Genomic DNA, 22,853 nt, shown 5'->3' with positions numbered 1-22,853 from the left:
GAGCGATCCGCCAGGGATCACTCTTCTTTGATCTTTTGGATTTTGCTCGGGTTGTTGATCTTATAAGGGACCGGATGCTTCAGCAGCTTCTTGGCCGCGATTTTCCCGTCGAACACAAGCTTGTCCCCGACTTCCAGCTCAAGCTTCTTCAGCGTGGCGCTATGGCTCGACCAAGCAAGTCCGACTTCCAATTCCGGTTCTAGCAACGCGACCGCATCATAGATAATAACTTCGTCGTCTTCCTCGGTAAAATGGTTCGGCACCTTCGCGAACTCTTGGACGGTGGCGGTCATTTTGACCTTCTCCTCCGGAAGCTGCAGCTTCTGCTTCTTGCCTTCCTTCGCGGGTGCCTTAGTCGCGGCCGGCACTTTGACCGCAGGTTCCGGCGCAATCGCCTTGACCGGTTCGGCTTGGGATGCCGGCTCCTGCGCTAGCGCATCCGCTGCCCCGGCTGACTCGTCGGGCGCCGCGACCGCTTCCGCATCTGCTCCGCTAGCGCTATCCGAAGTTCCCCGCGACCCGAAGCTCAGCGCCTGCATCTCCTTCAAGTAGGAAGGATGGATGCAATGTTGCTGTCCGTTCTCGAAAGCGATGACCGCCGTGACGGAGTCGACGTAACCAACGATATTGCAAGCCAGCGTCTGGCCGGCCCGCTTGTAGCTGAACGCCTTCGTCTTGGTCGCTTTATCCGACAGCAAGCCCCATTCCCGGCATTTCGCAAGCTCGTCTTCCGTAGTTTCGAACGCCCTATAGTCGACCGGTTCGATCGCGAACGCATGTCCCATTGTTCAGTCCACCTTTTGCTGCAAATGATTATTTTCTTTGCCGTTTACGCATGTCATTCTGATCATATCACCGACGTAGTCCCGATCGCAATTCGAAAAGACGTCCGCTTCATTCGGGTGAACTTAAACCCGTCTTCGACCGTTATATTAATGCCCGTAACGCTTAAGGTCGGAAGTTATTTCGTTGAATAAACTATCGATCGCATCATGTAATGCATCCAGCATCCAGTCAATCTACCGCGACGAACAAAAAGGGATTTCACGTTCGCCCGTGAAATCCCTTTTTCAACAAATATCCGCCGATCAGATTAACGATGCCGTACAATATTATCGACATTAACGCTAACATGCAGATGCTGACCATAACCATGTTCATCTGGAACACTTGCCCCCCGTAGATGATCAAATACCCGAGCCCCGCTTTCGAGGACAGAAACTCTCCCATTATGACGCCGACGAGCGTCAACCCCACGTTCACCTTAAGCGTAGCGATCAAGTTCGGCACGCTCGCAGGCAGCAGCACCATCCGCAGCATTTGCAGCTTCGTCGCGCCGAACGATTCCATAAGGTGAAGCTTCGTTCGGGCGATTTCCTTAAACTCGTTCTCCACCATCATGATCGTAACGATAACCGAGATGGCTACGGCCATTCCGTAGACGGAATACCGGTCTCCCAGCCAAATATAGAAGATCGGACCCAGCGCTACTTTGGGGAGCGCATTAAGCACGACCATGTAGGGCTCGAGCACTTTGGAAGCGTAGGTCGACCACCAGAAGACGACGGCGATCAACGTTCCCAGCGCCATCGACGCGACGATGCCGATGACCGTCTCCATCGCGGTCACCCGCGTATGCATGAGCAGCGAGCCATGAAAGGCAAGCTCTCGGAACGTAGTTACCAGCTTCGAAGGCTGGCTCGTCAGCAACGGATCGACCCATTTCAGTCGCGCCGCCAGCTCCCATAACCCGAGGAACGCAACCATGAGGAGCAAGCGCGACAGGGTAATTCCCAGCCGCGCCCGCTTTTGCGCTTTCAAGTAATGGGCGTAGCCGCTAGAACCCTTATCTTGAGGTAACGGCATAGCCACCCATATCCTTCCATATGGAGTTGAAGTAATCGTTGTACTTGCCCGCCTCCCGCTTGTTCCACGGCGACAAGTTGTCGCCTTCCTCGAACCGGATCGGATACTCGGAGACGATGCTGCTCGGCCGCTTGGACATGACGAGCACGCGGTCCGCCATGCTGATCGCCTCGGAAATATCGTGCGTCACGAGAACGGCCGTCTTGCCCTGATCTTTAATAATATGGAACACGTCTTCCGCCAGCGTTAACCGCGACTGGTAATCGAGCGCTGAGAACGGCTCATCCAGGAGCAGAATGTCCGGGTCGGTGACGAGCGTCCTGATCAAGGCGACGCGCTGGCGCATCCCGCCGGATAGCTGATCCGGACTATGTCCCGCGAATCCGGACAATCCGTAACGGTCGAGCAGCTCGCGCGCTCTTCGCGTAGCCTCCTCGCGATTCATGCGCCGGATTTCCGCGCCGACTAGCAAATTGCTCAGCACGTCCCGCCATTCGAATAGATGGTCGCGCTGCAGCATATAGCCGACTTTAGGAGAGACGCCCGCCGTTTCAACGCCGTCGATAAGCACCCGCCCCGTCGTCGGCTTAAGCATACCGGAGAGCAGGTAGAGCAGCGTGCTTTTGCCGCAGCCGCTCGGTCCCACGATACTGATGAACTCTCCCGGCTCAATCGCCATCCTTACGTTCCGCAACGCTTCCGTCTCTTGCTTGAGCGTAAAATAGCTGAGGCCGACGTCCTGCACTTCGATCGCGCTCATAGCCGGTTACTCCGTATCGATCTTCTTCGCGTACTTCATATCGGCGACGTCGGTCATTTTCACTTTGTCTTCGGCTTTCAGCACGCCGTTCTCGACCAATACGGCTTGGAGCGTGTCGAATTGATCCTGCGTCATGACCGGATCGGTCGTCCATGTCCCCTGCTTCTTATAGCGCTCGATCGACTGAATGATCAGCTCCTTGGAAGTACCCTCGAAGAACGGAGCGAGCGCGGCTGCGATATCGTCGTTCGATGCGGTCTGCAGCCAAGCGGCGCCTTTGGCGACGGCGTTGGAGAACCGTTGAATAACGTCCGGATGCTTCTTAATGAAGTCGGATGTCGCGACGTAAGACGTCTCAGGGTACGCCCCGAACGATTCGCCCATCGAGACCGCGTAATAGGCTTTGCCCGCATTGACTAACGTCGAAGCGACGGGCTCGAACAGTTGGATGAAGTCGCCTTGGCCGCTCGTGAACGCTCCCGCCATTGCCGGGGACGCGATGTTCGTAACGACGTTAACGTCCTTGACGCCTTCCTTCAGCAGCGTCGAATTCAGAACCATCTGCGGCGAGCTGCCGGGACGCCAGCCGATTACCGTCTTGCCTTCGAGATCGCTCCATTTGAACGACTCGATCGGGTCGCGGGATAGCAGGAACGAACCGTCCTTCATGGTGAGCTGGTAAAAGATTTTGAGCGTCTTATCGCCCTTTTGATTGTGGATGTAAATAGCCGCCTCCGGACCGACGAGCGAAATATCCGCCGTTCCCGCAAGCAGGGCGGCCGCACCTTTATCCGAGCCCTGAGCCGTATTCAAGTCGAGCGTAATGCCTTCGTCCTCGAAAAACCCTTGCGACATCGCGGCGTAGTGCGGCGCGTAGAAGATCGAGCGGATGACTTCGGAAAACTTGACGGTTACTTTGTCGGACGAGTCGTTGTTTTTGTTTCCGCAGGCGGCCATTACTACGATTAATAGGGTCGCGAGCGACAGCAAGGCGGTCTTTCTCCACAGCTTCATGGATTGATCTCTCCTTTTTCTGAATCCCGTTGTGCTATCAAGTTATGTCATTCGCCCAGATGGGGTTCGTGGTTTCCCAAGGTTTCCCAATGAATGAATAAAAGCCGGCGATCTCCGCTGATGGGAGTTCGCCGGCCCTTGGTCATTCTGCCGCTATGAAATCTTCCGCCTTCAAGTCCAACGTCCAAGGTCCCCTGACGACGGCCGTCGGCCGTATGAATTTCAGGCTCACCGTCTTGGCGCCAGGCTCTACCGGAACCTCGATGTACTCGATCGCGCCGGTCTGCTCTTTCATCTTCGCCATGGAACTTACAGCTTCGATATCGAAGTTGTAGAGCGACGAGGCCGCAGCCTCGTCATAATGCAGATCCAAGTAGACTCTAAGACTGTCGTCCGCGATTCTATCCGTCCCCGTGATCGTGACAGGGAATCCGGCGATCTCGAACGTCTGCTCAAGTTGCTCGCGGGTTTCCGCAGGCATCTTGACGGTCGTCTCGTCATTGTAGGTCACGCTAATCTCCGGGATCGTCAGAGTATAGCCTAGCGAGGCATCGGCAGACAACGGAAAATAAAATTCTCGTTGCGGGCTCATCATTGCCCTAATCGTCTCGATCGCCAGTTTCTTGCCCGAACCGTCGACAACGTTCAGCTTATCGGCTTCACCATGCAGGTATACGCCGGAGATGCCGTAATCCATAATGCTACCCTTCTCCATCGGAGGCGATACGAGCGATACCCTCGCCTTCTCGCCTACCCGATCGGTAATCGCCGTAATCGATACTCCGTTAACTCTAACCGTCGCGCCGAGATCGGCATACCCGGCATGCGCTTTCGCTTCCGACAGATGCGCGGACACCTCTATCTCGGGCTTCGTCTGCAAGATCAGCTTGACGTCCCCTCTGACGTCAAGCTTCCCGTCATGCCAGTAAGAAGCCGTCCACTCTCCCGAACTAAATGAGACCAATGAACGATCGACCGTAAAAGCCTCTCCTTGCTCGTTCACGATCTTCACCTGTTCGAAATCCGCCATATGGTCTCCCGCCATCATAATCAAGGTCATCTGGTCGTCCGAGAGAAAACCCGTAATGACTATGGAACCCTCTCCGTCTTCATCTTCGATCGTAATCGGCTGGTTCATCACATACTGAGCCGACTGCGGATCCTCTTTTTCAACGACGCCGATGCCCGGTACGAACTGCAACGCCCTCTGAATGGCCGCCCACACGGTTGTACGGTTAGCTAGTGTCGCCGATAGCAGGATGACGCCCAGCAAAGCCGCAATCATAGCCATTCGGCGCTTGCCGCTTCCTGCGGACCGTTCCGAGGCCGCCTGTCCAATGCCGAGCCGACTTCTGTCTCGAAGCGCCGCCGGGATGGGAATCGCGCCAACCTGTTCTTTCAAGTTATCGGAATCCATACTCGACACCCTCCCCCGCGCGCTCCCGTAATTTTCGCAAAGCCCGATACAGCAACGTCTTTCCCGTACCGAGCGGAATGTCCATAATCTCCGCCGTTTCGCGAATGGTGAAGTCATAGTAGAAACGTAGGATAATGACCTGCTTCTCCGCGATGTCCAGCGCCTCGATCATTTCGTTCAACGTCAAGGATAGCTTGAAATCGCCTTCGTCGCCGACCGTGATCGCCTCGTTGTATTCCGGCTTCCACCGAACCTCTTGCTTGCGCTTGCGGAACACGTCCATGGAACAACGGATCGCGATTTTGATGAGCCACGTCTTGAAGTATTGCGGTTCTTTCAACCTATTAATGGCTTTATAGGACCGGTACGCCGTCTCCTGGACGACGTCCAGCGCATCCTCCTGATTGCCGAGATAGACGTAGGCAACCCGATATAGATCCTCTTCATATTGTTGGAACAGCGCCAAGAACGCCGTCTCGTCGCCCTGTTGCGCTCTCTTCACCCATTCGATTATGACCATCACCCACTTCGCGATTACACGCTCTTATATAGATTAGACGCTATTGAGGCCGATTTGGCTTTAACCCTTACTACCTGCCCGCGATATCATGCACGAAACGCAATTTGACTCATACTATGCATCGAGCCTATTGATGCAAGATATCAACATGCGGAGGGGATTCCTTGTTGGCTAATCAGCTTATGGTCGTGGCTCATCCCGATGACGAAAGCATATTCGGGGGGGCATTGTTGCTGCGGGAGCAAGGCTGGAAAGTGATCTGCGTAACGAATGGAGACAACGCCGTACGAAGGCGTGAATTTAAAGCCGCCACGGCATTCGCGCAGGCCGAATACGAAATATGGAACTATGAAGATCGATATAACGGCGATTTTGACCGTAAGAAGCTAAGCGCGGATATTCAACGGGTTTTGAACGAAACCAATTATACCAAAATCGTTACGCACGGCTTGAAAGGCGAATATGGCCATCCTCAACATATCGCATTATCCGAAGTTATGCATGGATTAGTAAAGTCCAACTTGTACACGTTCAAATTAAGCGACCAAATATTAGATTTGAACCTACTGCTCAGAAAACTGAAGCTTCTGCGTTGTTATCGCACGCAAAACATTGAAACCTACAATAAATATGTAATTTTTGAAGGATTGGAAAAGGCGACTAACCAACCGTCGATCTGATGACGGCGCCATGACATCTCATCCAAATGATGCGAATTCGGATATCATGGCACCGTAAGGCAGTCAGCAATAGCTGACTGCTATTCTATTCTGCCCGCTTCACGCTCTTCTGCGTTTCGACCGGGTCCTCTTGGATTTTGTCGATCTGTTTTTAGAGCGTCTTCTATGTTTGTTTCTCGATTTGGAGCTTCTCCGCCTATGCGAACTGCGTACATTCGTTGTTATCGACGGGTTTTTTTGCCTTAGCCCCTTCGTCATTTCTTCGATCATCCGGTCAATGTACGGGTACAACTCGGCAACGTTGTTACGGAGCTCGCTTCGTAATTCCTTCATCAAGCTTTCTTTGTCCTGCTCGTATTTCTCGTCCAAATTCACCATTATTTGCTCCAGCGCATCGTCCAGCTCTTTATTGATAAGAGGCGACTCCATTAAGCTTTTTAACCGCGGAGCCTGCAGCATCAGATCGCGTAACTTGGCAGCCGTTCGGTGGGCTACGGCTGTCCACTGAAACCGCGCGGCTTGTTTAAACCCGCGATCCGTTAGCTCTTTGCGCAATGCGGCGTTGGACACCAGCTCGACCATCCCTTGAGCGATTCCTTTCACGTCCTGCGGATCGACCTGAATGGCTGCATTCCCGACGATCTCCGGCATGGAACTGGAGTTGGACGTGAGAACGGGCGTACCGCATTGCATAGCTTCAAGAGCAGGCAAGCCGACTCCTTCGTATAAGGAAGGAAAGACTAACCCCTTGGCACCATTATACAAACGCAATAACTGGGACTTGCTTATTCGTCCCGCGTAATGGATGCGATTCTTAATCCCGTACTCCGCCGAAAGCCGGTCAAACTTCTCTTTTACAGCTTCCGGAAGCTGATTCACGAACAGCAACTGAATATTCGCATCGAAGCTGGAATCTCGCGAAGCTTGAGCAAAGGCTTGAATGATTCGTTGCGCGTTTTTGCGATAATCGGCTGGATTGAATGCTATAACATAGGGCTTATCAACGGGAAAAAGGTGCCGCATTTCTTGCAGATCCGGCTGTTCGAGCACAAAGAAATCTTGGCAGCCTACGCCGACCGTCGTGATGTACTGCGGGTTGAATCCGATTCGTATTAAATCGTTGCGGGTGAAATGCGAATTCGTAAACAAGTGGTCGAACTTCTTAAGCATAGCTAGTTGAAGATGGTAAAGCAGGCTGCACTTCTTGTTAGGCAAATACACATCGGGATAGATCAAAGGGATAATATCGTGAACCAATGCCGTTAATCGAACCTGAGGCAGCTGCCCGCGAAGGATGACTTCCGGGTACGGCATCTGCATCGGACTTGGATAATGAAAGATGTCCAGTTGGTTATCCGCGATAAAATTCGATAATTGCACGCGGTATTCTTCCTCGGTAAGCGCGCTGTAATCAGGCTGAAAGTGATACAGCTGTATACCGGGTTGTTCGGAAAGATGCGAGAGATGGGAAAAAGCATAATTCCCTATCCCGTCAAACGCCACCTGATGCTGCGCGTAATACATATCGACACCGACTCGCATAACTGTTCCTCCCACTAATACGGAATGTATTCCCTTCGCCTTAGGATGAGGTTATTTTTTGTCCGACCGTTGTTTCTATCGCCTCGATAAATTCGGCCGCAGAGCGTTCCCAGCTCCATTGCTTGGCTGTTTCCCGCCCTTGTTTCGCCTTGATTCGCGCCATATTGCGATCGCTGTATACTTTCCTCATGATCAATTGCAGCGATCCGCAATCCGCTTCCGCCCACAATTGATCGGGCTTGTAAAGCTGGGTATAGTACAGCGGCTCGGCGGGTACGAGATGATAAGGGATCAAATATCCGTTGCTAGGCTTAATAAAATCGGTGTGTCCGCTCCAACCCGTAGCTATTACCGGCGTTTCGCACGCCATGCATTCCAGGAACGGAAGTCCTACTCCTTCACCTCTTGTCGGCGATACGTAACAGTCCGCGCCGCGGTAGAGCTCAGCCATTTGACTCGTTGTCATAATGTCAGAGAACGTTCGCACTTTGGGAAACCCTTTTTTCTTAGGAACAATAGGTTGAATCGCTTGTTCGTACCAGGACTTCGGGAAATCCCCCATCCGCTCTCCGAATGTTTTGATCAAGAGCGTTACAGGCTCATGTTCATCGAACTCTTGCAAAAAAGCTTTCAGCAAGATGTCCGGCCCTTTGCGGTGAGACCATCCGAACACGGATAGAAATACGAACGTCTCCTCTTTCTCCCCTAGCCTCTCCCGCTTCCCTACCGGATGAAATAGGTTGGCATCGACGCCATAGGAGGCAATCAAAAGGGGCACCCGGGCTCCGCCCTTCAAGAAAGCTTGACGGTTGAATTCGTTAGGCAGGATTAGACTGTCGAATTCATTACAGCCTTCGACCATTTCCTTAGGCGCTTTCGAAGTTTCCCACATCGTGCAGCTAAGCGCCTTTTTGAATACTCCCCGTTCTTCCGGACGCAGCCGCGATTCTTGGGTTAACAGTACCTGTTCCTCTTGCTTTAATTTATTTTCCAATTTGCGTAATCGCTCGATCTCCCACGTATCTAAGGTAAAGCGCTTATTCCCCATCACTTCGATTTTCACATCAACGCCGGCATCCTCCAACTTATAGGCTAATTGACGAGCACAATTGCCAAAGCCCGTTGCTTCGTAAAAGTAGTTCCGGAAAACGACCTGCATTTTCGCCACCTCCAGTGATGGGTTACCGGCAATCGGCAATATACAGTCATGTTTATGTCAACCCTCTCCAATCGGTATAGACATACGGACCGGGGATGACAAATAACGTTCCGCTATCACCCCCTGTTCGAAAGATAGCCGTCCTGCATACTGTATAAAAAGAAAGGATGGGGACCCATGTACGCCAAACCGTTCGTGCTTGCCGACTTCCATCACTCTTCCTTGCTGCAAAGTCTGATCATGCTGTTTGAAGGGCGCATAGGCGGAAGTCTATTTCGCCCTATCGGCACCGAATGGTATACGCACGGGCTTTGGCGGATGTCTACTCATCCGAACGTGGTGGACCAGTTCCTGGGTGTCGATGAAGCAACGCCGATCATAACGAGCGAAACCCTTCCCGATCTTACTTATCCTTCTATCTATTCGTACCAGGATGCAGGATTTTCCCACAAAGGCATTACTTTAGAAGCCTTCTATCGAATGCCAATGGACATCGTAATCGCTTCCATTCCCGAGCATATCGAGCCTTTTCGCCATCTCTGCAACACGCATCCGAATAAGCCGAAGCTGATTTTCCAGATCGGCAATTCTTGGACGGTTAAAGATAAGCACGTGCGAAACGTTATGGCCAGCGCAATAGTAGACGAGGTGCCTAGCAACGTCCATTTTATTAGATATCATCAAGAGTTCGACTTGAGCGTGTTCAGTCCGGACTTTTCCTATCCGGACCGCAACATAAATTCCCTTATCAATTGTTTTGCAACGGCCGGCCATTTTTCATCGGATTGGAAGTTATTCGAGCAGGTCGAACAGCTAATGCCGGATTGGGCTTTCAGAAGCTTCGGAGGGGAATGCCGCGACGGCAACGCCGAGGGTCCTACCGGTGTCGCGGAACGCATTTCGGAAGCCCGATTTATATGGCATACCAAAAACGGCGGAGACGGGTACGGTCACGTGATCTATAATAGCGCGGCTATAGCGCGTCCCCTGATCGTGAAAATGGAGTACTATAAAGACCAAATGGGCAAGGAACTCATGACGGACGGCAAAACATGCGTGGCCATCGACGGACTATCTCCCGAGGAGATCGTACAAAAAATCGTTTTCTACTCGGACGAAAAGCGGTACGCGGCTTTATGCAAAAACATTCACAGTAATTTTAAAGCTAAAGTCGATTTTAATAGCGAGGCGAAGGCGCTGCAAAAGTTTATAAAACAATTGAAATAACGTTTCGAGGATGCACAAAGAGAGCCGACGATCTCCTCAAGCGAGGGGTTCGCCGGCTCTTGGTCATTCTTTCGCGCTGGTCTAATCTCTAGAAGCCTCGTACAGCTTGCGGGCCAGAAGCGCCGGCTCCGTTCTGAAGTAAGTCATATGGTCGCCGCGCGACTTCATCAATCTGAACATGCCTAATCGGCTCGACATGTGCGGATGCCAACCGAAGCCTTCTCCTTGAGGCAATACGTTATCTTCGGTCAAATAGAGGTAACTGCGGGGCGTCTGCAGGCTATAAAATTTTTTCAAATCCAATTTCTCGAATGCCGGCTTAGCAGGCTCGGGTCTAATTTCGCTATATAACCGTTTCGCGAGCGCGAGGTCCGCCAAATTGACGAACGCATCGCGGAACAACGAAAACGGTAGCATAATCGTATCGTCCTTGGAAGCATGCCTAAGCTGTACGAACGCCTGCTGCACGGGAGGCGGGAATTGTTCGGCTACGGACTGCCCGTCGCCCAGCACGAACGCGTTCATGAAGACAAGCCTCTTAATCCGGTCAAGCACAAGCTCTGCCGTCTTCTGAACGACCGACCCGCCGAAGCTATGCCCGACCAGCACGATATCTCGCAACTTATGGGCGACGATATAGTCGGCTACCGCCTTCGTGATCTGCGCGTGCGTCACGTTCGTATTCGGATCGCTTCCGTGGCCGGGATATTCGGGTACGTAGACGCTATGCCCCATTTTGCGCAGCTCGGTAGCAACGCCGTTCCAGAAGCTCGTATCCGCCCATGATCCATGAACGAGCACGAACTTGAGCGGTTGCAAAGGCGGATAGCCGTAATAGTTGTTGTACCCGTAGTAATTGAGCGCGCGACCCTGCGCCTCATGCGTTGCGTAATACATATCGGATGTTCCTTTCGCGAGTCCACGCTGTTCTACAGCCCAGTCTATGAGCGAAACGACTTATCGGTTCGAACTAAAAAAAGAGCATGCGAGTTCTCCCTCACATGCTCTTAACGTTATACGTTTACAATTTTTCTTTAATGCTCATTAAATATTTGACTACTACGGCGAACGCTCCCACGTAATATCCCGTCAGCACGATCCAGCCCGTCGAATCCAGAGCGGATATCGCCGCAAGCACGAGAAGCGGCAACACGTAGCCCACGATATCTTTCAGGTAACCCAGAATCGGTTCGATGGAGATTTTGCCGCCGGTCAGCGATTTGATCAATCCGATCAAGAAATCGACAGCCATTGCGCCTAGCACGATCCACAGCGCGACTTCCATCCAATGCGTTAACGTACCTATCACTTTGCATCACCTCCCTTGTAGGAGGATTACTGCTCGATTACAGTATATGCCGGCACGCCGAGGGTTGTACCTCCGCAATCATTGATCTTTCGGATCTAGTCCAATTCCCGCCCTCGTGTTTGCCCGGCTTAGGATGATACTCCGCGGACATGCCCCTTCGATGGATTAATTAAAGTAATGAAAATAACGTCTATTTATGAAATAATAAATACATTAAATTAGATTATTTTCATTTACTTACACAGTCGTTTTGGGGGAGATTCACCATTCGTAACAAATTTATCATCAGCCTGCTATCGTTAAGCTTCGTGTTCCTATTAGCTTCGATCTCGAACGCCGTTCCGGTCTCGGGCGAAGCCGCACTTACACCCACAACGGCAGTCCCATCCGTCGACAATATTCCGATTCTTATCTATCACTCTTTCAGCGAGATTCCGGAAGAACTCAACGACAATACCGTATCCCCGGACAAGTTTCTTGCGGATATGCAGGCGCTTATCGATAACGGATATACGCCGATTTTCTTCAAAGATTACTTGGACGCCCAAGAGAACAAATTCGCAATGCCCGCCAAGCCGATCTTCATTACGATCGACGACGGCTACTACAGCGTCTACAAGTACGCCTACCCGATTCTGAGAGAGCTTAAGCTGAAAGCGACGATCTCCGTCATCGGCTGGGCGATGGGGCGGTCGACGAACAAGGACAACCGGACGGCGATCTTCGCGCACTTCTCCTGGAATGAAGCGAAGGAGATGTACGATAGCGGCTATATCGACATCCAGCATCACACTTGGGATCTTCATAACGAATCGGGCAAAGACAAAGAGATCAAAGGCCTCATGAAGCTGCCGAAGGAATCGGACGCCGCGTATGCCAAGCGGATCAAAGCCGACTTCCTCAAGCTAAAGACGAAGATCGAATCCGAGATCGGCAACAAAGTCATCGTCTTTACGTATCCTTACGGCAGCACTAACGCCACGGCGGAGAAAGCGTTGAAGGAAGCGGGCGCAAAGTTCACGCTGACGACGACAAGCGGCGTTTCCGACATTAAGAAGAGCCCCTATTTGCTCAAGCGTATCAACGCGGCTGGGCGGATCAAGAGCGAGGACTTGATCAAGAAAATCGAGAAGCTTTCGGCTCCCGTTGTGAAGTAAAAAAAATGCACCTCTGTTCGTCGGCTGGATGCCGGTGCGGTCAGAGGTGCATTTTAGATTACATGTTATAGCGGGTTGACCATCCAAACTCCGTTTTCTAACTCTAGCGTATAATAGCCATGGGTATTATTTGTACCCAGACTCTGCAACTCTAAGTTCACGACTGCTGTTTTCTTTTCCTCTGTGTCCGTATCTTTAATTTTGCTTAACGAAAAGTCTCTAAGCGGTTTTGTGCTGTTGCTTTCTTGAATCCAAGAATCTGGATGGTCACGTAAACCCTTATTCGCCTTCTTGGCATTCTCCGATACGTACTTTGCCGCCGTTTCGTAATCCTCAGTTTTAACCGCCGTCAAATACGCATTAATCGTTTCCTCCGGCGAAAGTTGAGACTCGTTCGTCTGGCTAGGCGGCTGAGCCGCTTCTTCCGAAAGTTGTACATCCTCGCTCGGCGTAGCCGCAACGGGAGTATCTTTGCTTCCTTTGTCGTTCAGCAGATACCCCACCAAAAAAGCCAAAACGATTATGATGACCACCGCTCCAATCAGAAGCGGTTTGTTTTTATTCTCCACTGGCTTAGCTTCTTTCTTTTTGTCCTGCTCCATCACAAAATCGCCCCCTGAAAAGCCTTTATTTTTTTGTTATATGAAATGCCGATGCTGCTACGTAAGGCGCATTCTTAATTTCCGCGGTCTGCTCTTGAGCATCCGCATGCGCGCGATCGGCATTAGCCTGATTCTGTCTCATCATCTCGCCTTGACGCATTTGCGCCTTAACGTCAGCAATTTCGTGCCGGCGCTCTTCCTCGTAGATCTGAATACATTCCTTGAGCGTATCCGCGCGCATATTTTCCAAATACATCTCGAAGGACGCTAGAGCGTGTTGGAACAAAAATGCATCCGGAATGACTTTCGGTGCATGCATTCTCGCCTTATATTCTTCGATTCTTGCAGTCAAACTTGCTCTTTCCTCGCGCCTTTTCGCTTTTCGCCTATTGGATACGAAGCGATTTAACGACCTTGCAGCCGAAGCGTAGTAGAGCGGCGCAAACGCAACGATCCACCATAAGACGCCTCCCCCCACGTAAAAACCGATTAGAGTAAACGCGACCAAGAGAGCGGCCGTAAGCTTGAGTCTATTCGTTAAGAGATACTGTCTGACTCTGATGAGAGGATATTCATCCTTCCGTAAGTCTGCCTCGCAATCGCTAATCATCTGGTTAAATCCTTGTGCAACTCGAATTTGAAAGAGCAAATCGCTTTTGGTCATCTGATTAACCTCCTACAATGGTATAATTTAGGTGTTCGCAATTTACAAATAAGGAGACCCACGTATGTACTCGTCCGTCCTAGACACCCCGTTCTTCAAAGGCCTTATAGATGTAGCGGATTATGAACAGGTAAAAGGATTGTTCTCCGAGCGGCATTATCCTAAAGGAAGCATCGTGTTTCAACAGGGCGACGAAGGCCGGGAAATGTATGTTATCCAGTCGGGCGCGCTTAAAATATACAGGCAAGATCAGGGGAGGGAAATTATATTAGGCCATCAATTCCCCGGGGAGACGATCGGCGAGCTTGAGGTTTTTCATTATGACAGCAGGAGGCTTGCCTCCGTTGCCGCAATAGAGAAAACGTCCTTGTGGATGATTCGCAAAGCGGATATGGATGCGTTAGCGAACAAATACCCCGATCTTCTACGCAAAGTCTTATTCATCGTCAGCGAGCGGCTTAATCAAGCCAACCGCAAGATCGAATACTTGTCGTTCCTAGATGTCCGGGTGCGCGTAGCCAATCTTCTGCTGGACCTGAACTCCAACTTCGGAGCCGATTCAGACCAAGGACGGCATATCCGGTTCCGCATGTCGCAGCAGCATTTGGCCAACACCATCGGCGCGGGCCGCGAATCGGTGGCGCGCGTGCTGCTCGAGCTTCAGAAGGACGGCATCATACATACGGTTAAAAAGGACTTGTTCCTTACCGACTTGCCTTCGCTTGAACGATTGGCTGGACCTGACTCGGAGCCCCAAGATGAGCGCAAGTGGCATTCCTATCATAAATACTCATAGGGAGTTAAACTTTTCGCTAATAACCCTATAATAATTTTTCCATGTCGAAATATCTGTGCTGCAGTCGACAGCTTTTTTGTGAAGTTTTACGCTATGTTTTTGTATCGCAAATCACAAACGTTTAGGTCACAAGCGATCGCATACGCATAAACCGCGCGTTTCCGGACATGATAGAGGCGATTACTCTACATTTTGGAAACAAGCGGGTGAGGAAGAATGGCAAGAAGAAGGAAGCTGATCGTGCCGGAAGCTGAGCAAGGCGTTCGCGCTTTCAAGGCGGAAGTAATGCGCAAGGAAGGCTACGACGTCGATCCGGCGAACCCGGACGACGTGAAATACGAGGTTGCCGAGGAGCTTGGCATCCCGCTGCAGCGCGGCGGCAATGGCAAGCTTACGACGGAGGAAGCCGGGCAGGTCGGCGGTCAAATCGGAGGAGCGATGGTCCGCGAGATGATCCGGCTCGCGCAGGAGAAGATGTCTCAGAGATAGGAATAATTAAGAATGAATTGGGCCGGCAGGTGTCTCGGATGAGATGCCTGCCGGCCCCTATTAACGTTATTGCGCCTTATTCTTCCGGTTCCGCCGCCCGGACAATACGATCCGCTTGATCGAAGTCTTCGTCTTCCACGATCGCTACTAACATAATATCTTTGCCGGTTACCCGGTTATCGGGCCCTCCCGAGCTATAACCGCTGGCGCTGACGCTCGACGCAGCCAATATCGCCGCATCAACGTTATCGAAATCGCCTCCGAGCGTCAGATGCCCGAGGCCCGGGAAATCTCCCGTAATCGTACCGCCGAGTTTATCTAAGCTCTGAATGCCGGTGCCGGAGTAGCCGTCGATGCGCTCGATCGCATAGTCGACCAGCTTAAGCGATTGGAGTTGTTTCACCGCTTCCTTTGCCTGATCGGGCGTCTGGAAGTAGGCGAATATCGTTCGCTCTGACATGAGAAGTTCCTCCCGTTTCCATACTTGGTACGCATGGCAAAACACTCCGGTAGTGTACGTCTCGCTTGGAGGAACTATGCGCTTAACGCTTGTAATATCATATTCCCCTTGTCGACTCTTATCGAATATAATCATCGTACAAGCTTAAGCATGTTATCGACGCCCGACAAAGGGGATTATTATGTCTACTGCTAACGAAGTGCTAACTCGCAATAACGTAAAAGTATTCGGCAAAGGTACCCGGCCCATCGTCTTCGCGCACGGATTCGGCTGCGATCAAGAGATGTGGCGTTACATCGTGCCTAGCTTCGAGGATGACTATCGCGTCGTCCTGTTCGACTACGTAGGCTCGGGGCAGTCGCAGCAAGACTATTATGATGCGGTTAAATATAACGACTTGCAAGGCTACGCCCAAGACGTGCTCGACATTATGGAGACGCTCGATTTAAGAAACGCGATATTCGTCGGGCACTCCGTCAGCAGCATGATCGGTTTGCTTGCTTCGATCCGCGAGGCCAAGTATTTCGAACGGATCGTTATGCTCGGTCCGTCCCCGCGCTATTTGAACGATCTCCCCGATTATTTCGGGGGTTTCACTAGAAACGAGATTGACGAGTTGCTTACGATGATGCAGCTCAATTTCATGGGATGGGCCAGTTATTTGGCGCCGATCGCCATGCAGAACAACGAAAGGCGCGAGCTGTCGGAAGAGCTGGAAAAGACTTTCTGCGCCCGGGATCCCCAGATCGCCCGGCAATTCGCCGAAGTCACCTTTTTGTCCGATTGCCGCAACGATCTTAAGCATGCGCCCATTCCTTCGCTCATTTTGCAATGCTCCGACGATAGCATCGCCCCGATCCAAGTGGGCAACTACTTGCATGCCCATCTTAAGGACAGCACGCTGCGGTTGATGAACGCCAAAGGCCACTATCCTCAACTAAGCCATCCCGAGGAAACCACGACGCTTATTAAACAATATTTAGGCAACCATTAAGAACCGGAGGCGCCGCATGGACCTTCAATTAGACACCGCTCCCTGCGGATACTTCTCGCTCTCGAGCGCGGGAATTATCCAATCCGCCAATCGGACGCTGGCGAATATGCTCGCTTACGAGCGGGACGACTTGCTTGGCAAGCACATCGAATCGTTCCTGTCCGTAACGAACAAGCTGTTTTTCCATACCTACTTCTATCCGTTCATCCAGCTTTACGGGCAAGTTGGAGAAATTTTCCTATCGCTTCGGGCGAGCGATCAATTGGACATCCCGGTATTGCTCAACGGCGTTCGTCAAGAGCGCGACGGCGAGACGTTCATCGATTGCGTAGTCGTCGAGATGCGTAAGCGGCTGGAGCACGAGAAGGACATTCTTAAGACGAAGAAGCAACTCGAAGAGCTGTACGAAGCGACGAACGAGGCGAACAAAAAGCTCGAGCGGCTGCACCAAGAGTACGAAATCAAGCAGCAGGAGTTAATGAACGTTAACCACCTGCTGGAGACGATGGCGCTGACCGATCCGCTAACCGGCTTGAAAAACCGACGTTTTTTCCAAGAGAGCCTGCTTGCCAACATCGCCGCGTATCATCGTGCTCGGACTCCGTTCTCGCTGTTCATCATCGACATCGACCACTTCAAGTCCATCAACGATACGTACGGGCATCCGATCGGCGACCTCGTTCTGACGAAGCTGGCGCAGTTGCTGAGAGCGGAGTCCCGCGAGATCGACATCGTAGCCCGGTTCGGCGGAGAAGAGTTCGTTCTTATTCTTCCAGGGGCAGACCGCGATGCGGCCGTACCGGTCGCGGAGAGGTACCGATCCAAGATCGAGGCTACTCCGATGGGCGACTACCGAATAACGGCGAGCATCGGAGTAGCGACGATAGCGCCGGAGGAAACGGATCAGACTGTGCTTCATAAAGCCGACCAAGCACTCTATCATTCAAAAGCAAGCGGAAGAAATCGAGTTACGCATGCGGTGGATTTTAATAAATGACGGTTTAACTTTCGGTTAATATAGTCAGAACCTCCTGAGAACAATCTCCCCCTATACTTGGGACAAGCACTCAAACCTAGGAGGTTCATATGAAAGACGGCAAGCTCCTCATCCGTTGGAAAGCGAGCGCGGACCTCGGCGCAGCCAAAATTTACTGGAGCACGTCCCCGGACAATATTTTGAAAAACGGCAAGCTCCTCAAATCGACCTATGCAGCCTATAACGGCTATATTTCCGTAGATCCTAAGCCGGGTTCCCGCGTGTACTTCCTCGTTAAAGCCGGCAACGGCGCGACGATCGAAGTTTCCGAGCGCAAGGTGAACCTGCAAGGCGCGTTTAACTTCCGCGACCTCGGCGGCTACAAGACGACCGACGGCAAAACCGTGAAGTGGGGCAAGCTGTTCCGCGGCGAAGAACTTGGCCATCTGACCGATGCCGATATTAAAACCATCCAATCGATGGGCATTAAAACCGACGTAGACTACCGCACAGATGCGGAAGTCAAAGCGTTGGCCGACCCGATCATCAAAGGCATCCAATATATCCGCAAGGACGAAGGCAATGCGGGCGCTACGGCTGACCTGATGTCGATGATCTCCTCCGGAATGATGAAGGACGAAGCCTCTGCCGTTCAAATGATGGTCGGCTTCAATAAGCAAATGGTCGACAGTCCGAAGTTCTACGTCCAACTGATGGATCTGCTGAACGATCCGAAGAACATCGGTCTCCTCCAGCACTGCACGGCCGGCAAGGACCGTACGGGTCTCGGCTCCGCGATCATTCTTCTGACGCTCGGCGTGGACGAGAAAACCGTCATGGAAGACTACCTGCTCAGCAACGTGTATCGCGAAGAAGCGAACAAGAAAATGATCGAAGGCGTAAAGACGCAAATCAAAGACGAGAACGTGGTCGCCGCGATTACCGCTATGATGGGCGTTCAAAAAGAATTCCTTCAAGGCGCCACTTTAATAGAACAGAGTAGCGGCGTTTTTACGCCCTGCTCTGTTTTTTCGTTCCCGGAAACAGCAGGGCCAACAGAAAAAATGAGCCTATGCGACAAACGCTAGTCCATGTTACCATATAAATATGGGATGTTTTTACAAAATAACAACATGTTTCGAGGAGAACAGCATGAAGAGAATATTATTTTTATTATGCTTATTGTTTATGGCCTTTCCGGTAATGACGTCCGCAGCCGAGAAGCCGACGCAGATCTACTTGGATGGCAAGGTTTTGAAGCTCGCGCATAAGCCGATCGTTAAGAGCGCCACGACATTGGTCGATTATGCGGAAATATTCAAAGCATTGGGCGTTACCGCAAAATTCGACTCCAAAGCAAAAACGATCACGGCTACGAAAAACAAAATTACCGTCAAGATGACGGTAGGCAAAACAAGCGCTACTAAGAACGGAAAAACGGTCAAACTGCCCATCGCGCCGCAAACCGTCAATAAAATCACATATGTACCTCTCAATTCCGTCGTTCAACAATTCGAATACAAAGTAACCGTGAAAGGCAATCAAATTCTTGTGCAATCTCCTGCGCAACCTGCTGCGGCCAAACCGCCGGCAGCTACCCCCAAAGATCCGAAGCCGGCCGGCGATCAGCTTATCCCCGAGAAGCCGACTTTGACGATCGAGCAAGTGGGCGAACAAGCCAATCGCGTTGTCTATATCGAGGCTATCGACGACAAAGGAAAAGCCTATGCAAGCGGCAGCGGTGTTATCATCGGAGCGAATGGCGAGGTTATTACGAATTACCACGTCATAGAAGGCGCCTCGAAAATTACCGTCTATTTGAGCGAAACGGAATATTATACGACCGAGAACCTCGTACTTAAGGATAAGGACCGCGACTTGGCTCTGCTGAACATTGGAAAAACCGGTTTGCCTGCCGTTTCGATCGGAGATTCTTCCTTGCTGAAGCTAGGAGAAACCATCGTAACGATCGGTTCGCCGCTGGGATTTTCGAATACGCTCTCCACCGGCGTCGTTAGCACGACGAACCGAGCGATAGACGGGCAACATTATATTCAAATAACGGCCCCGATCGATCACGGCAGCAGCGGAGGCGCGTTGTTCAATATGAAGGGCGAGCTAGTCGGCGTAACGACGGCCTTAATCGAAAGTACCGCTAACATCAATTTAGCTATTCCTTCGAGCGACATAAAGCTGTTCTTGCAGAAGCCGAGAGTAACGGAACCGATCAGCACGACTGTAGTAAAACCGCCGGTAGTCGCTCCTGTCGGCAACAGTAAAATAACATCGGCCGATGAACTCGAAGCTTACTTAAACGACAACTACGATGCCATGACTTATAAGGATGTAGATATTGATTTCAGCTGGAACGTTATTATGTCGGAAGACAACACGTATTTACTTATCGGAACGATGGACGACGAGCAGCAATGGTTGGATTGGTACGACTATCAAGAAAATAACGAATCCGTTTTCCCCGGCATGATTTACTACATTCTTGAAGACCTCAAAAAAGAAACGGGCATCGATAATGCTTTCGTGAGCTTATTCCTGAGCATGCACCTAGATTCGTACTCCACCGATTTTCCGCCCGGATCCCTGACGCCCGAGGGGTCTGGATACAGACTCAATTACCACTTCGTCTATGGAGCATTCGATTATGATCGGGGCGTGTTCTACTATAACGTGAGTCCGGATGATCCTGACGAATTGCAAGAAACCGCTATAGACTGATCACGATAAGCAAAGAGCATGGCGAGTTAGACGCCATGCTCTTTTTCATAACCCTATGTTCTAAGAGATCCCGTACATGGCCTTCACTTTGGCGATCTACAAGTCGACCTTGCCCGCCACGTAAGGCAGCTTAACGTTTAATTCGATGTAGCTCTTGATTGGCCGATCATCGGCATCGAAAGTATAAAGATATACTTTTCCTATCACATAACCGTCTACGATATCGCCTAATATAGCCAAATTATTCGCGAAGGTACAGGTAACATTTGAATTGTTCCAACTTTTTCCTTGTCCCCGTCCGTTGAAGCTGATACTTTAATCAATGAAAACCTATCAACTAGAATCGGGGTATCGTTCAACATGAATAAAATGAAGCCATACGTGCTGTCCTTACTGGCGGTATTGCTGCTAGCCACTCTGTTCTTCGTGCCTAGCGAGGCCGATGCTGCGGGTACGTCCCGCTACAAGTTTACGCTCAAAAATGCGGCCGGCAAGGCGTACTCCGTGGCGCTTGCATCGGACAAAGAATCCAAGAGGAGCGTGGAGGATCCATCCGCTTTCGGAAACGAAGGCGACACTATCTACAGCGGCGTCTATTATTTGACGGTGCAAGGCAAGAAACAGAAGATTACGGTCAACGGCAACAAGCCGTTCGATATTAACCCGAGTCAAAGCGATATTTACGTCGTTCCCACGGTAGGCAAAGGCACGCCCGATCTATTAATCGTCGGACAACGCGAGTCTAGCAATTTCTATTCGTTCGAAGCGTTCGCGATCGCAAACGACGGGACGGCCAAGCGGGTAGGGTTCATTCGCCAAGGATCCTCTAAAGTCTCTTATGCCATGTATTCAAGCTACAAAATGAAAAACTACACGGCGTTAAAATTTCAGACGGTAGATTATGATAATGCTGAATTTGCAGGTTGGTATTTCACCTCGTATACCCTTAATGCCGCTAGTCTTGTAATGACGGCTAAGAGCACGATCTTCTATGGCGACGGCAATCCTGACGACGTGAAGAAATACGGGGATTGGAATACCGGCGAGAAGCAAATTAATCGTTACAAGAACGAAGCCCGGTTCGCCGTCGTTGAAACACCGGCCGCTACATCAACTACTAAGACACTTAAGTTCGCGCTCGATAAAAATACGGCCGCCAACCTCAAAGCCGGCATCGTTCCCGGAACGGGCGTCAAGCTCGGCTCTACGCGCGCGACGATTACGAAGACGCTCGGCAAACCAAGCTCTCGGGAGAACGAATTCGGTTCGTCGGAATGGACATTCCCTAAGCTGCCGCATTCCTTCTTCATCTTCGGCTTCGACTCCAACCATCCGGATGCGCTGTCTCTTGCCGTGCTGGGAGTCTCCGATCTTCCGAAGATGAAGTTCAGCGATGTGCAGAGGCTTCTCGGTAAATCCGTGATCGAAGAGTCCGAGGAGGAATCGGGCTACACGCTTAGCTATACTTACAACAACGATACGATTGCGATCACATTCTCTGCAGACAGCCCGACGGGCTACGTTTACGAAGTGTATATGCGAAAATATTAAGAACGTTAAAAAGCCGGAGCTCCTTGTGGAGTTCCGGCTTTCTCGTTCTGCTGTGCGTTAATCTTGCGGTCTAGGACCGGCATCGAGTCCCGTCGAAGCTACCGTCTTGATCAGACGGACCGACAGATCGTCATGCACATGGATCTGACAAGATAACCGGACGGACGGGTCCTCGATTCCTTTGTTCTGCCTGACCGTCGCTTCCGCCTCACCCATCTCGCCGGCATTGCCAGATAACACTTCGACGGCGCACGTCGTGCATCTGGCGTTGCCGCCGCAACGGTGCAGCACGTCCACCCCGCTGTCCTCGAGCACTAACACGAGCTTTTTGCCTTCTTCCGCATCGATGGACGGTTTTCCCTCTACTTGTATCGTTGGCATTGCAATGACCTCCTATGTGCTCTTGACTCTATTGTTCCCAAGACCTAATCGCTTTTACATCAACGCTGATTCAATATGCCGTCAATCTGATTCCTATGATGCAAATCGTGATCGGTGGACTCTTGAATGGTATGCGCCAAGGCAGAAGGCATCCCTTCTCCTAGCGCGAGCAACATCCGACATAGCTCCGCGCGGGTTGCGCTCAGTTCCCATAACAATTGCTTGCGACTTATGCCTGACTTTGCATACTTGTATGCCTCCGCGTTAAAGGGGTCGAAGTCCGGATATGCGATTTCTTCCCCTCTCACCGCTGCGAGCACAACGTTCGTAATGAAATACCGGTCCCAATACAGGAGATGGGAGATGACTTCGGCGATGGAAGCTTTGCCTTCCGCCAAAGGCTTGAACCAGGTTGCATCGTCTAACTCGTTCAGCCGATCGGCCCAAGCGATTAAAGTGCTGAACGACTCGATTACGCGTTTCGGATCGGACACGTACATTCCCCTTTACCCAATAGTAACATCATTATAGTACGGGAACGTACGTTTGTATATAC

At 51.3% G+C, this 22,853-nt stretch carries 25 protein-coding genes; 10 read left to right on the top strand and 15 right to left on the bottom strand.

Annotated elements, in window-relative coordinates; genetic code table 11:
• Positions 1-17: 17 nt before the first annotated feature.
• The 6 genes from ACFPQ4_RS15350 to ACFPQ4_RS15325 all read right to left on the bottom strand — a co-directional run bounded on the left by ACFPQ4_RS15350 (position 18) and on the right by ACFPQ4_RS15325 (position 5,577).
• Positions 18-785: a hypothetical protein gene (locus tag ACFPQ4_RS15350; RefSeq protein ID WP_378112746.1), complete on the bottom strand. Its 768-nt coding sequence runs from the start codon at positions 783-785 to the stop codon at positions 18-20.
• 259 nt (positions 786-1,044) lie between these two features.
• Complete coding sequence (locus ACFPQ4_RS15345; RefSeq protein ID WP_378112774.1) at positions 1,045-1,866, bottom strand: ABC transporter permease; 822 nt, start codon at positions 1,864-1,866, stop codon at positions 1,045-1,047.
• Positions 1,847-2,626 carry an ABC transporter ATP-binding protein gene (locus ACFPQ4_RS15340; RefSeq protein ID WP_378112745.1) on the bottom strand — a complete coding sequence of 260 codons (780 nt, stop codon included), beginning with the start codon at positions 2,624-2,626 and terminating at the stop codon, positions 1,847-1,849. The genes ACFPQ4_RS15345 and ACFPQ4_RS15340 overlap by 20 nt, the downstream gene beginning before the upstream one ends.
• Positions 2,627-2,632: 6 nt before the next feature.
• On the bottom strand, positions 2,633-3,640 hold the full coding sequence (locus tag ACFPQ4_RS15335; RefSeq protein ID WP_378112744.1) for an ABC transporter substrate-binding protein: 1,008 nt from the start codon (positions 3,638-3,640) through the stop codon (positions 2,633-2,635).
• A gap of 142 nt (positions 3,641-3,782) precedes the next feature.
• The gene (locus ACFPQ4_RS15330) at positions 3,783-5,057 is read right to left on the bottom strand and encodes a hypothetical protein (RefSeq protein ID WP_378112743.1); all 1,275 of its coding nucleotides are present in this window, start codon (positions 5,055-5,057) and stop codon (positions 3,783-3,785) included.
• The gene (locus ACFPQ4_RS15325; RefSeq protein WP_378112742.1) at positions 5,044-5,577 is read right to left on the bottom strand and encodes a sigma-70 family RNA polymerase sigma factor; all 534 of its coding nucleotides are present in this window, start codon (positions 5,575-5,577) and stop codon (positions 5,044-5,046) included. The genes ACFPQ4_RS15330 and ACFPQ4_RS15325 overlap by 14 nt, the downstream gene beginning before the upstream one ends.
• 167 nt (positions 5,578-5,744) lie before the next feature.
• On the opposite strand from ACFPQ4_RS15325, the gene ACFPQ4_RS15320 reads away from it, so the two are divergent.
• Positions 5,745-6,257 (top strand): PIG-L family deacetylase, encoded by a 513-nt coding sequence (locus ACFPQ4_RS15320; protein ID WP_378112741.1) that lies wholly within the window; start codon positions 5,745-5,747, stop codon positions 6,255-6,257.
• Between the two features lie 99 nt (positions 6,258-6,356).
• Here the strand turns inward: ACFPQ4_RS15320 and ACFPQ4_RS15315 are convergent, their stop codons facing one another.
• Together ACFPQ4_RS15315 and ACFPQ4_RS15310 are read right to left on the bottom strand one after the other, a co-directional pair.
• On the bottom strand, positions 6,357-7,280 hold the full coding sequence (locus tag ACFPQ4_RS15315) for a glycosyltransferase family 4 protein (RefSeq protein WP_378112773.1): 924 nt from the start codon (positions 7,278-7,280) through the stop codon (positions 6,357-6,359).
• 559 nt (positions 7,281-7,839) lie between these two features.
• Positions 7,840-8,958, bottom strand: coding sequence for a glycosyltransferase family 4 protein (locus ACFPQ4_RS15310; protein WP_378112740.1), 1,119 nt, complete (start codon positions 8,956-8,958; stop codon positions 7,840-7,842).
• 177 nt (positions 8,959-9,135) lie between these two features.
• Between ACFPQ4_RS15310 and ACFPQ4_RS15305 the strand changes: the two genes are divergently transcribed.
• Positions 9,136-10,185 (top strand): hypothetical protein, encoded by a 1,050-nt coding sequence (locus tag ACFPQ4_RS15305; RefSeq protein WP_378112739.1) that lies wholly within the window; start codon positions 9,136-9,138, stop codon positions 10,183-10,185.
• A gap of 81 nt (positions 10,186-10,266) precedes the next feature.
• On the opposite strand, the gene ACFPQ4_RS15300 is transcribed toward ACFPQ4_RS15305, so the two are convergent.
• Positions 10,267-11,082, bottom strand: a complete 816-nt coding sequence (locus ACFPQ4_RS15300; protein ID WP_378112738.1) for an alpha/beta hydrolase — start codon at positions 11,080-11,082, stop codon at positions 10,267-10,269.
• A gap of 124 nt (positions 11,083-11,206) precedes the next feature.
• Positions 11,207-11,494, bottom strand: coding sequence for a hypothetical protein (locus ACFPQ4_RS15295; RefSeq protein WP_378112737.1), 288 nt, complete (start codon positions 11,492-11,494; stop codon positions 11,207-11,209).
• 308 nt (positions 11,495-11,802) lie between these two features.
• On the opposite strand from ACFPQ4_RS15295, the gene ACFPQ4_RS15290 reads away from it, so the two are divergent.
• On the top strand, positions 11,803-12,651 hold the full coding sequence (locus tag ACFPQ4_RS15290; RefSeq protein WP_378112736.1) for a polysaccharide deacetylase family protein: 849 nt from the start codon (positions 11,803-11,805) through the stop codon (positions 12,649-12,651).
• Positions 12,652-12,716: 65 nt separating this feature from the next.
• On the opposite strand, the gene ACFPQ4_RS15285 is transcribed toward ACFPQ4_RS15290, so the two are convergent.
• The gene (locus ACFPQ4_RS15285) at positions 12,717-13,253 is read right to left on the bottom strand and encodes a hypothetical protein (RefSeq protein ID WP_378112735.1); all 537 of its coding nucleotides are present in this window, start codon (positions 13,251-13,253) and stop codon (positions 12,717-12,719) included.
• A gap of 25 nt (positions 13,254-13,278) precedes the next feature.
• Positions 13,279-13,917, bottom strand: a complete 639-nt coding sequence (locus tag ACFPQ4_RS15280; protein WP_378112734.1) for a hypothetical protein — start codon at positions 13,915-13,917, stop codon at positions 13,279-13,281.
• Positions 13,918-13,981: 64 nt separating this feature from the next.
• On the opposite strand from ACFPQ4_RS15280, the gene ACFPQ4_RS15275 reads away from it, so the two are divergent.
• The gene (locus tag ACFPQ4_RS15275) at positions 13,982-14,713 is read left to right on the top strand and encodes a Crp/Fnr family transcriptional regulator (protein ID WP_378112733.1); all 732 of its coding nucleotides are present in this window, start codon (positions 13,982-13,984) and stop codon (positions 14,711-14,713) included.
• A 216-nt stretch (positions 14,714-14,929) separates the two neighbouring features.
• Positions 14,930-15,202 (top strand): small, acid-soluble spore protein, alpha/beta type, encoded by a 273-nt coding sequence (locus ACFPQ4_RS15270; protein ID WP_378112732.1) that lies wholly within the window; start codon positions 14,930-14,932, stop codon positions 15,200-15,202.
• 76 nt (positions 15,203-15,278) lie between these two features.
• On the opposite strand, the gene ACFPQ4_RS15265 is transcribed toward ACFPQ4_RS15270, so the two are convergent.
• A complete protein-coding gene (locus ACFPQ4_RS15265) occupies positions 15,279-15,662 on the bottom strand; it encodes a hypothetical protein (RefSeq protein WP_378112731.1) in 384 nt (127 codons plus the stop codon).
• A 181-nt stretch (positions 15,663-15,843) separates the two neighbouring features.
• On the opposite strand from ACFPQ4_RS15265, the gene ACFPQ4_RS15260 reads away from it, so the two are divergent.
• The 5 genes from ACFPQ4_RS15260 (at position 15,844) to ACFPQ4_RS15240 (ending at position 21,916) form a co-directional block, all read left to right on the top strand.
• Positions 15,844-16,656, top strand: coding sequence for an alpha/beta fold hydrolase (locus ACFPQ4_RS15260; protein ID WP_378112730.1), 813 nt, complete (start codon positions 15,844-15,846; stop codon positions 16,654-16,656).
• A gap of 16 nt (positions 16,657-16,672) precedes the next feature.
• Positions 16,673-17,653 (top strand): sensor domain-containing diguanylate cyclase, encoded by a 981-nt coding sequence (locus ACFPQ4_RS15255; protein WP_378112729.1) that lies wholly within the window; start codon positions 16,673-16,675, stop codon positions 17,651-17,653.
• 89 nt (positions 17,654-17,742) lie between these two features.
• Entirely contained in the window at positions 17,743-18,720 is a 978-nt protein-coding gene (locus ACFPQ4_RS15250; protein WP_378112728.1) for a tyrosine-protein phosphatase, read from the top strand.
• A gap of 64 nt (positions 18,721-18,784) precedes the next feature.
• Complete coding sequence (locus ACFPQ4_RS15245; RefSeq protein WP_378112727.1) at positions 18,785-20,365, top strand: trypsin-like peptidase domain-containing protein; 1,581 nt, start codon at positions 18,785-18,787, stop codon at positions 20,363-20,365.
• A gap of 360 nt (positions 20,366-20,725) precedes the next feature.
• Positions 20,726-21,916 (top strand): hypothetical protein, encoded by a 1,191-nt coding sequence (locus ACFPQ4_RS15240; protein WP_378112726.1) that lies wholly within the window; start codon positions 20,726-20,728, stop codon positions 21,914-21,916.
• A 57-nt stretch (positions 21,917-21,973) separates the two neighbouring features.
• Here the strand turns inward: ACFPQ4_RS15240 and ACFPQ4_RS15235 are convergent, their stop codons facing one another.
• Complete coding sequence (locus ACFPQ4_RS15235; RefSeq protein ID WP_378112725.1) at positions 21,974-22,297, bottom strand: 2Fe-2S iron-sulfur cluster-binding protein; 324 nt, start codon at positions 22,295-22,297, stop codon at positions 21,974-21,976.
• 59 nt (positions 22,298-22,356) lie between these two features.
• Positions 22,357-22,791 (bottom strand): DinB family protein, encoded by a 435-nt coding sequence (locus tag ACFPQ4_RS15230; RefSeq protein ID WP_378112724.1) that lies wholly within the window; start codon positions 22,789-22,791, stop codon positions 22,357-22,359.
• Between the last annotated feature and the right edge of the window lie 62 nt (positions 22,792-22,853).

It is taken from the genome of Cohnella yongneupensis, assembly GCF_042655785.1.
GTDB classification, from domain to species: Bacteria; Bacillota; Bacilli; order Paenibacillales; family Paenibacillaceae; genus Cohnella; species Cohnella yongneupensis.
The sequence above is the reverse complement of the archived record's forward strand: the minus strand, read 5'-3'. Positions and strand labels throughout refer to the sequence as shown.

Excerpts from the sequence above, each read along its gene's own strand:
- ACFPQ4_RS15350 (WP_378112746.1), bottom strand. The coding sequence starts at position 785 with ATGGGACATGCGTTCGCGATCGAACCGGTCGACTATAGGGCGTTCGAA.
- ACFPQ4_RS15345 (WP_378112774.1), bottom strand. The coding sequence starts at position 1,866 with ATGCCGTTACCTCAAGATAAGGGTTCTAGCGGCTACGCCCATTACTTG.
- ACFPQ4_RS15340 (WP_378112745.1), bottom strand. The coding sequence starts at position 2,626 with ATGAGCGCGATCGAAGTGCAGGACGTCGGCCTCAGCTATTTTACGCTC.
- ACFPQ4_RS15335 (WP_378112744.1), bottom strand. The coding sequence starts at position 3,640 with ATGAAGCTGTGGAGAAAGACCGCCTTGCTGTCGCTCGCGACCCTATTA.
- ACFPQ4_RS15330 (WP_378112743.1), bottom strand. The coding sequence starts at position 5,057 with ATGGATTCCGATAACTTGAAAGAACAGGTTGGCGCGATTCCCATCCCG.
- ACFPQ4_RS15325 (WP_378112742.1), bottom strand. The coding sequence starts at position 5,577 with ATGGTCATAATCGAATGGGTGAAGAGAGCGCAACAGGGCGACGAGACG.
- ACFPQ4_RS15315 (WP_378112773.1), bottom strand. The coding sequence starts at position 7,280 with ATGCGGCACCTTTTTCCCGTTGATAAGCCCTATGTTATAGCATTCAAT.
- ACFPQ4_RS15310 (WP_378112740.1), bottom strand. The coding sequence starts at position 8,958 with ATGCAGGTCGTTTTCCGGAACTACTTTTACGAAGCAACGGGCTTTGGC.
- ACFPQ4_RS15305 (WP_378112739.1), top strand. The coding sequence starts at position 9,136 with ATGTACGCCAAACCGTTCGTGCTTGCCGACTTCCATCACTCTTCCTTG.
- ACFPQ4_RS15300 (WP_378112738.1), bottom strand. The coding sequence starts at position 11,082 with ATGTATTACGCAACGCATGAGGCGCAGGGTCGCGCGCTCAATTACTAC.
- ACFPQ4_RS15285 (WP_378112735.1), bottom strand. The coding sequence starts at position 13,253 with ATGGAGCAGGACAAAAAGAAAGAAGCTAAGCCAGTGGAGAATAAAAAC.
- ACFPQ4_RS15280 (WP_378112734.1), bottom strand. The coding sequence starts at position 13,917 with ATGACCAAAAGCGATTTGCTCTTTCAAATTCGAGTTGCACAAGGATTT.
- ACFPQ4_RS15275 (WP_378112733.1), top strand. The coding sequence starts at position 13,982 with ATGTACTCGTCCGTCCTAGACACCCCGTTCTTCAAAGGCCTTATAGAT.
- ACFPQ4_RS15270 (WP_378112732.1), top strand. The coding sequence starts at position 14,930 with ATGGCAAGAAGAAGGAAGCTGATCGTGCCGGAAGCTGAGCAAGGCGTT.
- ACFPQ4_RS15265 (WP_378112731.1), bottom strand. The coding sequence starts at position 15,662 with ATGTCAGAGCGAACGATATTCGCCTACTTCCAGACGCCCGATCAGGCA.
- ACFPQ4_RS15260 (WP_378112730.1), top strand. The coding sequence starts at position 15,844 with ATGTCTACTGCTAACGAAGTGCTAACTCGCAATAACGTAAAAGTATTC.
- ACFPQ4_RS15255 (WP_378112729.1), top strand. The coding sequence starts at position 16,673 with ATGGACCTTCAATTAGACACCGCTCCCTGCGGATACTTCTCGCTCTCG.
- ACFPQ4_RS15250 (WP_378112728.1), top strand. The coding sequence starts at position 17,743 with ATGAAAGACGGCAAGCTCCTCATCCGTTGGAAAGCGAGCGCGGACCTC.
- ACFPQ4_RS15245 (WP_378112727.1), top strand. The coding sequence starts at position 18,785 with ATGAAGAGAATATTATTTTTATTATGCTTATTGTTTATGGCCTTTCCG.
- ACFPQ4_RS15240 (WP_378112726.1), top strand. The coding sequence starts at position 20,726 with ATGAATAAAATGAAGCCATACGTGCTGTCCTTACTGGCGGTATTGCTG.
- ACFPQ4_RS15235 (WP_378112725.1), bottom strand. The coding sequence starts at position 22,297 with ATGCCAACGATACAAGTAGAGGGAAAACCGTCCATCGATGCGGAAGAA.